Origin of the sequence: Nocardia grenadensis (assembly GCF_050942415.1) — a bacterium.
GTDB lineage: Bacteria > Actinomycetota > Actinomycetes > Mycobacteriales > Mycobacteriaceae > Nocardia > Nocardia grenadensis.
Genome location: NZ_CP192054.1, coordinates 239,163 through 254,119, shown reverse-complemented (window position 1 = coordinate 254,119; position 14,957 = coordinate 239,163). Strand labels below are relative to the sequence as shown.

General features: G+C 69.4%; 7 protein-coding genes. 2 read left to right on the top strand and 5 right to left on the bottom strand.

Annotated features, from left to right (window positions below; genetic code table 11):
* Nucleotides 1–6: 6 nt before the first annotated feature.
* From ACQPYS_RS01115 to ACQPYS_RS01100, 4 genes are all read right to left on the bottom strand, one after another.
* Nucleotides 7–3,756: a protein kinase domain-containing protein gene (locus tag ACQPYS_RS01115; RefSeq protein WP_433491476.1), complete on the bottom strand. Its 3,750-nt coding sequence runs from the start codon at nt 3,754–3,756 to the stop codon at nt 7–9.
* A gap of 562 nt (nt 3,757–4,318) precedes the next feature.
* A complete protein-coding gene (locus ACQPYS_RS01110) occupies nt 4,319–6,469 on the bottom strand; it encodes a 3-hydroxyacyl-CoA dehydrogenase NAD-binding domain-containing protein (RefSeq protein ID WP_063035227.1) in 2,151 nt (716 codons plus the stop codon).
* Between the two features lie 39 nt (nt 6,470–6,508).
* Nucleotides 6,509–7,720: an acetyl-CoA C-acetyltransferase gene (locus ACQPYS_RS01105; protein WP_063035226.1), complete on the bottom strand. Its 1,212-nt coding sequence runs from the start codon at nt 7,718–7,720 to the stop codon at nt 6,509–6,511.
* Nucleotides 7,721–8,017: 297 nt separating this feature from the next.
* Entirely contained in the window at nt 8,018–10,654 is a 2,637-nt protein-coding gene (locus ACQPYS_RS01100; RefSeq protein ID WP_433491475.1) for a DNA polymerase III subunit gamma and tau, read from the bottom strand.
* Nucleotides 10,655–10,791: 137 nt separating this feature from the next.
* Between ACQPYS_RS01100 and ACQPYS_RS01095 the strand changes: the two genes are divergently transcribed.
* Both ACQPYS_RS01095 and ACQPYS_RS01090 read left to right on the top strand, forming a co-directional pair.
* Nucleotides 10,792–13,071, top strand: a complete 2,280-nt coding sequence (locus ACQPYS_RS01095; RefSeq protein ID WP_433491474.1) for an MMPL family transporter — start codon at nt 10,792–10,794, stop codon at nt 13,069–13,071.
* The gene (locus tag ACQPYS_RS01090; protein WP_433491473.1) at nt 13,068–13,763 is read left to right on the top strand and encodes a TetR/AcrR family transcriptional regulator; all 696 of its coding nucleotides are present in this window, start codon (nt 13,068–13,070) and stop codon (nt 13,761–13,763) included. The genes ACQPYS_RS01095 and ACQPYS_RS01090 overlap by 4 nt, the downstream gene beginning before the upstream one ends.
* A gap of 1 nt (nt 13,764) precedes the next feature.
* Here the strand turns inward: ACQPYS_RS01090 and ACQPYS_RS01085 are convergent, their stop codons facing one another.
* Nucleotides 13,765–14,676, bottom strand: a complete 912-nt coding sequence (locus ACQPYS_RS01085; RefSeq protein ID WP_433491472.1) for a neutral zinc metallopeptidase — start codon at nt 14,674–14,676, stop codon at nt 13,765–13,767.
* Nucleotides 14,677–14,957 lie beyond the last annotated feature (281 nt).

The window sequence follows — 14,957 nt, the reverse complement described above, 5'->3', positions numbered from 1 at the left end:
GGCTGCTCAGCTGAGCAGTTCGTCGAGGAAACGGATCGGGACACGGATCTCGCCGAGGGTGCGGAGCGTGTCCGTTCCGTCCGGCGTGGTGACCGGCAGGTCGTCACGCACCACGCGCAGGATCTCGCGGACCGCGGGCCCGGCATCCAGTAGCGGCCGGGTCCAGCCGAGTTCGGCGCAGGTGGAGACCGCCGGTGCCAGCAGGGCGGCCGATTCGCCGACCCAGCCCGCGGTGGCCAGGCATTCGGCGAGCAGCAGCGACATATCGAGCTGAGCTCGGGGCCGCTGTTGTTCGCCGGTACGTCCGTAGAGGGCACGGGCATGGCGGGCCGCGCGCTCGTGATCCTGCCGGTCGTCGGATTCGAGCAGGGCGCGGATCACGGTGACCTCACCGGCTTCGATGTTCAGCACGGTGGGCGCACCGTCGGGATCGGAGCCACGGTCGCGCCCGGTCGATCGGGCCAGGACGCGCGCGGTGCTGTCCGCGGCCTCCGGCCGATCGCCCGGACCCGGCTGCACTATGCCCAGCCGGATCTGCTCGGCCCGGACATGCGCGGCCAGCCGGGACAGCTGGTCATCTGCGGCGATCCGCGCTCCTTCGGCCAAGCGCACCGCCGCCGCCGTGAGATCGCCGCGCAGCGCCTTCACCCGGGCGCCGGTCACCATGGTGGCGATCAGTGATTCGATCGGGCCGATCCGCGCGACCAGCTGATAGCTCTCATCGAACAGTTCCTCGGCGGCGTTCAGGTCACCGCGCCGGTATTCCAGTTCACCGAGGAGCCCGGCGACCGCTCGCACGCCGTGCGAACGTGGCCCGGACCGGGTCTGTGCCGTTTTGTAGGCCTGCCGGTAAGCGCTCAGCGCGGCCGGGATATCGAGTTGTTCGTAGGCGAGGAGCCCGCGGCCGCACCAGGCGAAGATCTCCCCGAGTGGTTCGCGGGACCGCTCCTGATACGGCCGCGCCCACTCCAGCATGTCCGCCGCCGCCGGATAGTCGAATTCACAGAGCCGGACGTAGGCGCTGATATTCGCCGCGGTCGCCACCGTCCACGCCGGGAGCTCGTCGGGATGCTTCAGTGGTTCGGCGACCTGTTCGAGCACCCCGGTGGTGCGGTCGTGGGAGATCTCGTCGGAGGCGGCGAGCACCGCGGCCTGGCAACGTTGAGTGCGTACCTCGTTATCGTCCTCCGGGCCCCGGGACAGCACATTGGATAGCCGATTGAGGGCCGAGCGCGCCGCGGTGGACTGCTGCAGGTTCACATTCGCGCGGGCCACCGCCATCAGCAATTTCGACCGCGAAGCGACCTGCTGCACGGGCAGTTTCGAAACCGACCCGAGCAACGTCGCCACCCGCGAACCGTCGATCAGGTCCATACCGCCGCTCTCCAACAGGTCGAGCGCGGTTTTGAAATCGGTTCCGGCCAGTGAATGATCCACCGCCCTGCGCAGCAGCTGGCGTTCGGCGAACCAGCGCGCGGCCCGCCGGTGCAGCGTCTTCACCCGGCCCGGCCGGGTCCGTTCCAGTCGCGCCCGCAGGTATTCGGCGAACAGTGGCTGCATCCGGTACCACTCGGGATCCTCATCGGTCCGGCGCACGAACAGTTCTCGCCGCTCGGCCTGCTCGAGCAGGCGCGGGGCCTCGTCGCTATCGGTGACAGCGGTGGCCAGGGACCCGTTCGCATGCTCGATCACCGCGAGATCGGACAGGAAGTCCAGCATCTCCGGTTCCAGGGTGTCCAGCACATTCTCGGCGAGGTACTCGCGGATGCCGTGACCGCCTTCGGACATACGGTTCAGCAGATCCCCGGGATCCGGGTTGTCGCGCAGGGCGAGGCTGATCAGCTGTATCGCGGCGGGCCAGCCGTCGGTGGCGGCGTACACCCGGTCGAGCTGGCCGGCATCGAGCGGGAAACCGTTGCGCTGCACCAGGATCTCACCGACCTCGGCGCGCGTCAGGCGCAGTTGCTCGGAATCTATCTGCACCAGCTCATCGTTCATCCGCATCCGGCCGATCGGCAGGTCGGAAGGGTCCCGGCTGGTCACCACGAACCGCAGATGATGGCAGCCGCTGTCGAGTAGCGCCGACAACACCCGTAGGGCGCCCGGATCGGTGAGCCGGTGCCAGTCGTCGATGATCACGACCACCGGCTTCCCGCTGGTGTGCAGTTCGTCGATCAGGCTCGCTATCGCGAACGCGACGGTATCGGCGGGACGCTCCTCGAGCATCTGGCCCAGCCCGGTACCGATCTCGGGACGGATCCGGTTGACGGCCTCGATCAGGTGGGCCAGGAACCAGACCTCGTTGTCGTCCCGGCTGTCGATGCCTATCCAGGCGACCGGAAGATCGAGTCCGGCTAGTTCGTCGCGCCACTGCGCGGCCAGCACGCTCTTACCGAAACCGGCGGGTGCGTGGATCACAGTGAGCCGGCGGCCGACCCCCTCACGCAGGATGTCCAGCAAGCGCGGCCGACGCACCGGCTCCCGGGGTGGGGTGGGCGGGCGGAACTTGGTGGCCGGACTCGGCGGCAGAGTGGCCGGTGAATGTTCGAGTGCATGGCCGGAGGTGCCGAGACGGCCGGACGCGCTGCTGTGCGGGCCCGATCCGAGCCTGGGTTTGCGCGTGCCGGGGACACCGAACGGGCTCGCCTCGGCGGTGTCGGCACCTTTGCGACCCGCGAGCGTCGGCGGCAGCAGCGGCCAACTACGCCGCGCGGTGACCGCCGGTGCCCGGTCGTGTGCGGGTGGCGCGGCATCGACCGCCGTGACGTCGGGGTCCAGCAGTGCCATCTCATCGGGGACCTGGTCGTGGGCAACCTGTACCGCACGCAGCATCTCCCCGAACTCGTAGGCCGAGGCCGGCCGTTCCTCCGGTTCCTGGGCCATGGCCTGTTCGATCACCGCGGCCACATCTGCGGGAATGTCGCGCTCCCGCAGATCCGGTACCGGTTGAGTGGTGATGCGCAGGAATTGCGCGACCACGCGCTCCCCCGCCTGCCTCTCGAACGCGGCATGGCCGGTGAGCAGGGCGAAAAGGGTCGCGCCGAGCCCGTACACATCCGAGCGGACGGTGGGGTCGGCGCCCTTGAGGACTTCGGGGGCCGTGAAGGCGGGCGAACCGGTGATCTGGCTGCTGGACGTGCGGAAACCTCCGGGCATCCGGGCGATCCCGAAATCGGTGAGCTGTGGCTCACCGTAGGAGCTGAGCAGCACATTGGCCGGCTTCACATCCCGGTGCAGGATCCGCGTCCGATGCGCGCTCTCGATGGCGCCGGCCAGTTTCACCCCGACTCGCAGGGTATCGGCCCAGCTCAGCGGGCCCGTCTCGTGGATGAGCCGTTCCAGCGACCCGTGCGTGGCGAACGGCATCACAATGAACGGCAGTCCGCTGGCGATTACATCGACCTGCAGGATGTCGACGATATTCGGATGCCCGGACAGCCGGCCCATGGCGTGTTCCTCACGCAGGAACCGCTCCCGGCTCTCGGGGTCGAGGTCGGAGGAGAGCACCTTCACAGCGACCACGCGGTCCAGGGCACGCTGTACACACCGGTACACGATCCCGAACCCGCCCCGGCCGATCTCGTGGGCCTCGGCGAACCCCAGGGCCGCCAGTTCCTCGGCGATCCGTTCCGCTTCCTGCGGGTCGGCTTCCATGGGAGCGGCGACCCCCATTGTGGGCTCGGGCGTCACACTCCGCGAGGCGCCGCCGTCCGCCGATTCCGCGCCGGATTCGGCGGATTCGACATCCCGCGGCACAGCGCGATTCTCAGGGACGGGCGGATCCTCCGGGCCGGCGACGTCGGAAGCGAGGTAGGCGTTATCCGATTCGCGGCCCCCGGGGCCCGAACGCGTTCGTGGAGTCATCTCACCACCTCGCACTCGTAACGAATCGGCTGCGGTGGCGAATCCGCCGCGACAACCGTTCCGGTCCTCACTTCCAACGTAGCGCGCCCGATACCCCGATGGGCGGTTCACCCGGCTCGCGTGTCCTGTTCCGGGCTTCCGCGGTGCCCGGCCCCGGCCGCCGACCGGGGCCGGCGCTGCCCCGCGAACAGCAGCAGCACGGGCCGACCCGCCGTAGCCACCTGGGCCGGAGCGGCGCAATTATCCCCAGGCATCCACAGTATTCCGATGTTCGGCCTGGGCGCGGACAGCCGGTCCGGGCCCATATTCCGGATCTGTTCCGATGCGGTAACGCGGGCGCGGCCCGGGTCACCGCGCCCCCGGAAACAACACAACCCGTCGCACCTCACGGTGCGACGGGTTGTGCCGAACGGGCTGGCGCGACCGGCCACCCGGGCCGGCCGCCCCCGGGGACCTACTTGCGCAGCGACGCGGGAACCTCGAAGCGCTTACCGTACTTCTTCGCCAGCTCGTCTGCCCGGGCCACGAAGGCGACCTGTCCGCCGGGGTAGCCGACGATGAACTGGTGGACACCACCGGTCCAGGCCGGGAATCCGATACCGAAGATAGAGCCGATATTGGCGTCCGCGGTGGACTCCAGAACACCTTCGTCGAAACACTTCTGGGTTTCGATGGCCTCGGCGAAGAGCATGCGGTCGATCAGGTCCTGCAGCGGCACGTCGAAACCGGCGGTGGTCTTGAAGTGCTCACGCAGCTGCGGCCAGATGTTGAGCCGCTTGCCGTTCTCGTCGTACTCGTAGAAGCCGGCCTTCTCCAGGCGACCCGGGCGACCCTGCTCGACCATGTAGTCGATCACGTCGAGGGCGGGGTGCCGTTCGGTGCCCATGGCCGCGTCACCGGCGGCGAGGGCGTCGGCGGTCTCCTTGGCGATCTTCTGCATGAGCTTCATGTTCAGCTCGTCGGTCAGCTGCAGCGGCGGCGCCGGGTAGCCCGCCTGCGAACCGGCCTGCTCGATGGTCGCGGGCTCGATACCCTCGCCCAGCATGGCGATCGCCTCGTTGACGAAGGTGCCGATCACGCGGGAGGTGAAGAAGCCGCGGCTGTCGTTGACCACGATCGGGGTCTTCTTGATGGCGAGGGTGTAGTCGAACACCCGGGCCAGGGCCTCGTCGGAGGTCCGCTCGCCCTTGATTATCTCCACCAGCGGCATCTTGTCGACCGGCGAGAAGAAGTGGATGCCGATGAAGTCTTCCTGGCGCTTCACGCCCTCGGCCAGGCCGGTGATCGGCAGGGTCGAGGTGTTGGAACCGAGCAGCGCGTCGGGGGTGACGATGTCCTCGATCTCCTGGAACACCTTGTGCTTGAGTTCGGTGCTCTCGAAGACCGCTTCGATCACGAAGTCGACGCCGGCGAAGTCGGCCGCATCGGCGGTCGGCTTGATCCGGTCGAGCAGCGCCTTGGACTTCTCCTCGGTGGTCTTGCCCCGGGACAGCGCCTTGGCCTCGATCTTCTCCGAGTAGCCCTTGCCGCGCTCGGCCGCCTCGACGCTGACGTCCTTGAGCACGACCTCGTAGCCGGCCTTGGCCGACACGTAGGCGATACCGGCGCCCATCATGCCCGCGCCGAGCACGCCGACCTTCTTGATCTCCTTCTTCGGCACATCCTTGGGACGCGAACCACCGTTGTTGATGGTCTGCAGGTCGAAGAAGAACGCCTGGATCATGTTCTTGGCGACCGGCCCGGTGAGCAGGTGCACGAAGTAACGCGATTCGATCAGCGACGCATTGTCGATATCGACCTGCGAGCCCTCGACCGCCGCGGCCATGATGGCGCGTGGAGCCGGCATATTGGCGCCCTTGAGCTGCTTGCGCAGGTTGGCCGGGAAGGCCGGCAGGGTCGCGGCGAAGGACGGGCTGGCGGGGGTGCCGCCGGGGATCTTGAAGCCCTTCTTGTCCCACGGCTGGACGCCGCCCTCGGGGTTGGCCTTGATCCACGCCTTGGCGGCGGGTACCAGTTCCTCGATCGAACCGACCAGCTCGTCGACCAGGCCGATCTCCTTGGCCTTGGCCGGCTTGTTGCGCTGGCCCTGCAGCAGCACGCCCATGAGCGCGTTCTGCAGGCCGAGCATGCGCACGGTGCGGATGATGCCGCCACCGGCGGGCAGCAGGCCCAGGGTGGCCTCGGGCAGGCCGATCTGGGAGCCGCGGACATCGGCCGCGATCCGGTGGTGGGTCGCGAGCGCGATCTCCAGGCCGCCGCCGAGCGCGGCGCCGTTGATGGCGGCCACGACCGGCTTGCCGAGGGTCTCCAGGCGGCGCAGCGCCGATTTGATCTCGGTCAGTTCGGCCATCAGCTCGGGCCCGTTGTCCGGGCCGACCTGCATCATGTTCTTCAGGTCACCGCCGGCGAAGAAGGTCTTCTTCGCCGAGGTCAGCACGACACCGGTGATGTCGTCCTTCTCGGCCTCGAGCCGGTCGACCGTCGCGGTCATCGACTTCTTGTAGAGGTCGTTCATGGTGTTGGCGCCCTGGTTCGGGTCGTCCATCGTCAGCACGACGATGCCGTCCGAATCCTTCTCCCAACCGATCATGTTGGCTTCGCTCACGGTTTTCTGTCTCCTCGTGAAGATAAAGGGTCGGGGGCGTCAGACGCGCTCGATGATGGTGGCCACACCCATGCCGCCGCCGATGCACAGCGTGATCAGGGCGTAGCGGGCGTTACGACGCTCCAGCTCGTCGACCATGGTGCCGGTGATCATGGCGCCGGTGGCGCCGAGCGGGTGGCCCATGGCGATGGCGCCACCGTTGACATTGAGCTTCTCGTCCGGGATCCGCAGATCCTTCTGGAACTTCAGCACCACCGAGGCGAAGGCTTCGTTGATCTCGAACAGGTCGATATCGTCGACGGTCAGCCCGGCCTTGGCCAGCACCTTCTGCGATGCCGGGGTGGGGCCGGTGAGCATGATGGTGCTGTCCGCACCGCTGGTGGCGGTGGCGACGATGCGGGCCCGCGGGGTCAGGCCCGAGGCCTGCCCGGCCTCTTCGGTGCCGACCAGGACCAGTGCGGCACCGTCGACGATGCCGGAGCTGTTGCCGCCGTGGTGGACGTGGTCGATCTTCTCCACGAAGTGGTACTTCTGCAGCGCCACCGCGTCGAAGCCGCCCATCTCACCGATACCGGCGAAGGACGGGTTCAGCTTGGCCAGGTCTTCCAGGGTGGTGCCGGGCCGCATGTGCTCGTCGTTGTCCAGCACGGTCAGGCCGTTGATGTCCTTGACCGGGACGATCGACTTGGCGAAGTAGCCGCCGGTGGTCGCCTTGGCGGCCAGATCCTGCGAGCGCACGGCGTAGGAGTCGACGTCCTCGCGGGAGAATCCCTCGATGCTGGCGATGAGGTCGGCGCTGATGCCCTGCGGTACGACGTAGGTGTCGTAGTTGGTGGCCGGATCGAGCATCCAGGCGCCACCGTCGGAGCCCATGGGCACGCGGGACATGGATTCGACGCCGCCTGCCAGGACCAGGTCCTCGAAGCCGGAGCGCACCTTCTGCGCGGCCATGTTCACGGCTTCCAGGCCGGAGGCACAGAAACGGTTGATCTGCACACCGCCGACGGTCTGCGGCAGGCCGGCGGTCAGCACGGTGGTGCGGGCGATATCGGAACCCTGGTCACCGACCGGGGAGACGACACCGAGGATGAGGTCGGAGATCCGGTCCTCGTCGAGGTTCGGGAAGCGGTTGCGCAGCTCCTGCACCAGGCCGGTGGTCAGGTCGATCGGCTTGACCGAGTGCAGCGACCCCTTCTTGTTGCGGCCGCGCGGGGTGCGGATGGCCTCGTAAATGTAGGCCTCTGTGGTCATATCGGAATGTCCCTTCGTAGGAATACGCCCACCCGCACCAGGCGGAGCGGACGCGAGTTACCTCGCCGACCGGCCGTTCGACCGACCGTCCGTATTCAGTTGAGCAGCGCTGACGGGCCGGTCACCCGCGCGGGCATACGCTGTACAAACCACGGCACGGGTAACCGAGAGGGTACCGAGCAGCCCGTACCTCACGGCCCACCATAGAACCTCGTCTCGCCGAAGTCCGCAGCTACCCGCCCATAGTACCGCCGGATGCGAACTCCGGTTAACTTAACGTGGTCGAGACGGTGCTTGTCAACCGTTCAACGGGGTGGCGCCCAGCTCACTGGCCAGAAGCCGCAACGCGACCTCGTCCGGGTCGCGCCGATCGCCCGGCGCGACCGGTTGTGCCGACTCCGCCAGCATCTCCTGCTCTTCCTCCGGAGTGGACGCGGGCACGCTGTGCGGTGCGTAACCGTGATCACCCGGATCGTCGGGCAGATCCGGGTAGTCCGGGGGCGGGATGTCGTCGTAGGGGCTCGCCGCCGCGGCCCCGGACTTGGCCTGGCTCGGCCGCGAGAACCGCGGCCGGCGCGCCGGCGGTTCGGCACCGGCCCGCGCACCGTTCGCCGGTCCACTACCGGCGGCACCGGCCTGCGGGCCGCCGTCGCTGTCGGCGCGGCGCGGTGGGTCCGGCGTCTCCGCGCCCGCCCGGCTCGGCGCCGGGCGCTGCGGACCGCCTCGGCGACCGCCGTCGGAATCACCCGACTCCGAGTCACCGGCCCGGCGTCCGCCCCGCTCGCGGCCACCGGGACCCCGCGAGACCTGCTGGCCCGCGACGACCCAGCGCACCGGATGTTCCCGGCCGAGTACCGCGCGCACCGCCGAGCGGACCGCCGACAGCGGCTGCGGCTGCGAAAGCCGCTGGACCAACGCGGCGTGATGGGCCAGTACGATCTCGCCGTCCTGGACCCCGGCCACCGACGCCCCCGAGGTAAGCATCGCGCCGATGGTCGGCCCGAACTCCTTGACCGCGAGCTTGATCTCCGGCCAGGCGGCCTCCACGGCGGCCAGCAACTCCGGATCGGCCGGGGTCACGCCGGTATCGCGCCCGGCCGGACCGATCGGGTCGGCGCCGGACCCGGCCGCCGGGTCCGGTTCGGCAGCGGGTCCGGCCGCCACGGTCGGTTCGACAGTAGGCTCGGCCGCCGCGGACGCTGGAGCGAGGTCGGAGCCCTCGCCGCGATCGGCGGGTTGCCCACTCACGGGCGGATGGGCAGCGGTCTCCGCACTCGCCTGCCTCTCGGCCGGGGTCGAACCAGTACCGCGCGAAGTGTGCGCGTCGGGGGTGCGGGCGTGTTCCGCCTGTACCGGGGGGACGGTCGAATCCGGCTCGGGAGCCGAGTCCGGTTTCGGCGGTGCCGCGGCCGGTGCGGGACCGGCCGGCGCCGTCTCGGCCGCACGGGCGCCGGGCTCGGGATGCCGCGGCTCCACCGAGCCCCCGTCGACCGCGTCCACCGACGCCGCGGGGGCAGGTGGCATCTGCTGGTCCGGACCGCCCCGGTCGGGCCCGGGGCGCGTCGCGTCCGCCGCTCCGGACGTCGGCGGCTCGGCCGCAGCCACGCGTTCCGGCGACCGCCCGGTCTTGGACTCCCGCAGGGCGGCCAGCGCTTCGGCCCCTCGGCGGCGGGACGGGTCGGACGCGGCAGCCGGCCGCGCGGGTGCCGGGGCGGCTTCGGCGGGACCGGACACCCGCGCCCCACCTGCGGGCGCCCCACCCGGGGACGCGACCACACCGGCAGCGACCCGACGTTCCAGCTGTTCCAGCCGCTGCAGGGTCGCGGCCTCGGATTCGTCCGCGGCGGGCAACAGCATCCGTGAGCAGACGACCTCGAGCAGCAGCCGCGGCGCGGTGGCCCCCCGCATCTCACCCAGTCCGGCGTGCAGGAGTTCGGCGTAGCGGGTGAGGGCCGCGGGCCCGAGCCGGGCGGCCTGCTCACGCATCCGGTCCAGCAGGTCGGCGGGCGCGGCGACGAGGCCACGTTCGGTGGCGTCGGGTACGGCCTGCAGCAGGATCAGGTCGCGCAGCCGCTCGAGCAGGTCCACCGCGAACCGGCGCGGATCGTGCCCGGCCTCCATCACCCGGTCGACGGTGCCGAACAGGGCGGCGCCGTCCCCGGCCGCCAGCGCGTCGACCGCGTCGTCGATCAGCGCCACATCGGTCACCCCCAACAATGCGACGGCGCGCGAATAGGTGACGCCCTCGGACCCGGCGCCGGCGAGCAACTGGTCGAGCACGCTCAAGCTGTCGCGCGGGGAGCCACCGCCCGCGCGGATCACCAACGGGTACACCGCTTCTTCCACCGGCACCTGCTCCTGTTCGCAGATGCCGGCGAGCAGGCCACGCATGGTGGCGGGGGGTAGCAGCCGGAAGGGATAGTGGTGGGTGCGCGAGCGGATGGTCGGCAGCACCTTGTCCGGCTCGGTGGTGGCGAAGACGAAGATGAGATGGGCCGGGGGCTCCTCGACGATCTTCAGCAGCGCGTTGAACCCGGCCGTGGTGACCATATGCGCCTCGTCGACGATGAACACCCGGTAGCGGGATTCGGCGGGTGCGTAGAAGGCCCGGTCACGTAGTTCCCGGGTGTCGTCGACGCCACCGTGGCTGGCGGCGTCCAGTTCGATCACGTCGAGATTGCCCCCGCCGCCAGGGGCCAGCGATACACAGGAGGCGCAGGTGCCGCAGGGTGTGGAGGTGGGGCCCTGCACGCAGTTCAGCGAGCGGGCGAGAATCCGGGCCGACGAGGTCTTACCGCAACCGCGCGGACCCGAGAAGAGATAGGCATGACTGATCCGGCCGGTGTCGAGCGCGGTACACAGCGGGTCGGTGACATGCTCCTGGCCCACCACGTCAGCGAACGTTGCCGGTCGGTACTTCCGGTACAGAGCCACGGCCAGAGGTTACCGGCGGAGACCGACAGCGCGCACCCGGCGTGGGTACCCGCCGATCACGTAGCCCGGCTCGCCTCTTTCCACCTCGGGTTAACAGCGTTACGCTAACGCCACTAACTTACTGATTCGGGGCCCACATGTTGATCCGCGTCGCGCAGTTCACCACCCGTTTCCCGCGCGCGATACTCATCGGCGCACTGGCCGTCGCACTGCTGTGCGCGATCTTCGGGGCCGGCGCGGCCGCCGGACTGAAATCCGGCGGATTCGTCCCCGCCGACGCCGAATCCATCCGCGCCGCCCAGCAGCTCACCGATAACTTCGACGGCGCCGCGCCCAACTACACCCTGCTGGTCGAGTCGCCGGACGGAGTCGACGCGAATCCGGTGCGGGCGCGCGCCCTCCAGGTCATCGATATTGTGCGAGCCCACCCGGACACCGTCGGCGTCCAGTCGTACTGGACCGCACCTTCACCGGCGGTCGCGAGCGTGCTGCGCAGCACCGACGGCGAATCCGGGCTCATCGCGGTCAACTTCGCGGGCGATGAGACCCAGATCCAGGATGCCGCCGGCGAGCTCGGCGAACAGATCACCGGAACGGTCGACGGGGTGACGGTCCGGGCCGGCGGCACCGCGGCGACCTTCCACGAGGTCAACGAGCAGATCACGCACGATCTGGCCATCGCCGAAGCCGCGGCCATCCCGCTCACCCTGGTGGTTCTCGTCCTGGTCTTCGGCAGCCTGATCGCCGCCTCGCTGCCGCTGCTGGTCGGGCTGTTCGCGATCGCCGCCACGCTGGCCATCCTCGAGCTGTTCACGCTGTTCACCGACGTCTCCATCTACGCGATGAACCTCACCACCGCGCTGGGCCTGGCGCTGGCCATCGACTACAGCCTGTTCATCGTCAGCCGGTTCCGGGAGGAACTCGCGGCCGGCCGTGATCCGCGCGCGGCCACCGTCCGAGCCCTGCAGACCGCCGGTCGTACCGTGCTGTTCTCCGCGGTCACCGTGGCGCTGTCGCTATCGGCGATGCTCGTGTTCGACCTGTACTTCCTGCGCTCGTTCGCCTACGCGGGCGTCGCGGTGGTGATCGCGGCCGCCGTCGCGTCGATCGTGGTGCTACCCGCCGCGCTGGTACTGCTCGGGCACCGGGTCAACGCCCTCGACCTGCGGGCACCCATCCTGCGCCTGTTCGGCCGCCAACCGAAGCCGCTGGGTGCCATGGTGCCGGAGCAGACCGGCTGGTATCGCCTGGTCAAGCGGGTTATGCGGGCCGCGGTCCCGGTCTCCGTGGTGATCGTGGCGCTCATGCTGGCGCTCGGCTCGCCGTTCCTCTCGGTGAAGTTCGGCTACCCCGACGAGCGGGTGTTGCCCGATTCGGCGGCCAGCCGGCAGGTGGGCGACGTGGTCCGGGCGGAGTTCCCGCGTGCCGATCCCGGCGGAAACACCACGATCGTGCTGGACGGATATCGTGACGAACGCGGGATCGGCGAATACGCGGCCCGGCTGTCCGAGGTCGACGACGTCGCCGGAGTGCTGTCCGGTGCCGGCGTGTACGTCTCCGGTAACCGGCTCGCCCCCACGCCGCCCGGTATGACGAACGGCACCGGGACATACCTGACCGTCAACAGCGCAGTCGACCCGTTCTCCCCCGCCGGCGCGGAACAGTTGGACGCGTTGCGGGCGGTCGACCCGCCCGCCCCCGCCCTGTTCGGCGGTTCCGCCGCGGTGAACGAGGACTCGCTCGACGCGCTGGCCGAGCGACTACCCCTGGCCGGCCTGCTCATCGTGCTGTCCACCTTCGTGGTGCTGTTCCTGTTCACCGGCAGCCTCATCCTGCCGCTGAAGGCGCTACTGCTGAACACCCTCTCGCTGACCGCCGCGTTCGGTGCCATGGTGTGGATCTTCCAGGACGGCCATCTGCAGGGGCTGCTCGGCTTCACCGCCGTCGGCTATCTGGTGCCGACCATGCCGATCCTCATGTTCTGCCTGGCCTTCGGGCTGTCCATGGACTACGAGGTGTTCCTGCTGTCGCGCATCCGGGAGGAGTGGCTGCGCCGCCGAGCCGGGCGCGCGGACACGGAGTCGGTCCGGGAGGACAACACCGAAGCCGTCGCCGTCGGGGTGGCCCGCACCGGGCGGATCTTCACCGCCGCGGCCGTGCTGATGGCGATCGTGATCGGTGCCCTCACCACCTCCAAGGTGTCGTTCATCCAGCTGATGGGCCTGGGCCTGACCTTGACCGTGCTCGCCGACGCCACGCTCATCCGGGCGCTGCTCGTACCGGCGCTGATGAAACTGATGGGCCCGCTCAACTGGTGGGCGCCGAAACCGCTGGCCCGGCTGCACGACCGGATCGGGTTCCGCGAAGAGCCCGTGGACGTGCCGGGCGCCGGCGCCGAACCACCGGTGCGCGTATGACCACCGGGCGGCCACGCTCCCCACGCGGGCACGGAAGCCGGCTGCGCGCGGAGATCATCTCCGCCACCCGGGAGCTGCTCGAACGCACCGGCGATGTCGGGGCGGTATCGATCCGCGCGGTCGCGAGTGTGGTGGGGGTCAGCGCACCCTCCATCTATCGCCACTTCACCGACAAGGACGCGCTGATCGAGGCGGCGGTGGCCGAGGTCTTCGAAGCTCTGAACACCGCGATGCAGGCGGCGGTCGATCCGGCGGACCCCCCGGCGCTGCGGTTGCGCCGCCTCGGCCTCGCCTACGTACGGTTCGCCCTGGACCATCCCGAGCAGTACCGGCTGGCGACCATCCCGACCACCCATCAGGGCGCGGTGGACATGGTGCTGACCAGCGGCGCGTTCCGGTACTTCGCCGCCACGGTCGAAGCGGCCATGGCCGACGGCCTCATCGACCGTGCGGACCCCACCCCGCTGGTGCTCGAGTTGTGGGCGGCGGCGCACGGGATCGCTTCCCTGCTACTCTCGAAACCCTTTCTACCCTGGGGCGATCCGATGGCTGTCGCCGAAAGGGTACTCGAAGCGGCATGTTTCGGGCATGTGCTCACCGAACTGATGGGCCCGGACAAGTCTCCCGCCGAAATGACCCGGTGGGTGATGGATCTCCGCGCAGGGATACGCGAATCGGATTCCTCCGCCTGATTCAGCTCACCGCGTCGGCCGGCGCGGTGAAGGTGTTGCACTCGGCGGTCAGATTGTGTTCGACCCCCAGCCCGAACCAGAGCCCGCCGTTCTCCGGAGTGCCATGATCGCGCATATCGCCGTGCTGATCACCACGATGGTCGGCATCGGTTCGGGCATCGGTGATCTGCTGGCCGGTGAGCGCACCGCCGTCGGCCGAGGAGACCAGATACATGCCGTCGAAGCAGTTGGCCTGCAGTTCCACGCGCCGCGACAGTTCGAGACCCTCCGGACTGCGCGCCCCGACCTCGACCCGGGCGCTGTTGGCGGCGAGCAGGATTCCGGACATGTTCTGGATGTGATGCCCGTATTCGTGTGCGAACACCGACAGGTAGACCACCCAGTTGTCGTGGTAGTAGTCGGTCTGCAACTGGCTGACCGGCATATAGATCGTCCGGTTGGCCGGACAGTAGAACGCGGCGAAGTTGTCGGTCGAACCGGTACACGGTGTGGTGATGCCCTCGGTATTCGCCGACACCAGCACCGTCGGCGGCTCGAACGGCAGGCCCGCGTCCGCCAGTACCGGCTGCCAGGCCGCCTCCAGGCATTTCTCGGCGCTGGAGAAGAAGGCTCGGGCCGTATCCTCATCCGTCGACCACGGCGCGTACTCGCAGTCCGCGGGGATCAGCGTCGCATCCGGATCGGTGAGCAGCGGATTCGTCCCGGTTGCGGCGGGACCGGTCGCGCCGGTGTCGTAACTGTGGTCCGGTTGCGGGCCCAGCACCTTCAGGCCGTCGGAATTCAACGCACCCCGCACGAGTGCGCCGACCACCACCAGGATCACCGCGAGTACCACCAGCAACGTGCTACCGCTGCTGCGCCGGCTACGCGGCCGCGGCGCGTTGGGCACCCGATAGGGCACCGGCGGCGGCATGGGCGGCGCGACGATCGGGCGATAACCGGGGATCGGACCCTGCGGGGGATAGCCCGGCGGCGGGCGGTGCGGATATGCCTGCGCGGGAGGGTAACCCGGGCGCGACCCCGGATAGGGCGGCCGCTGCGGTCCACCGGGCCGGGGACCGTACGGGGCCCGGCCACCGGGTGGTATCGGCTGCCTGCCGGGCGGTACCGGTCCGCGCCCGTAAGGTGGTTGCGTCACTCCCCCGGACCCCCTCGCCTTCTCCGAACACCAACAGCCGCTGACGCAGGATAGCA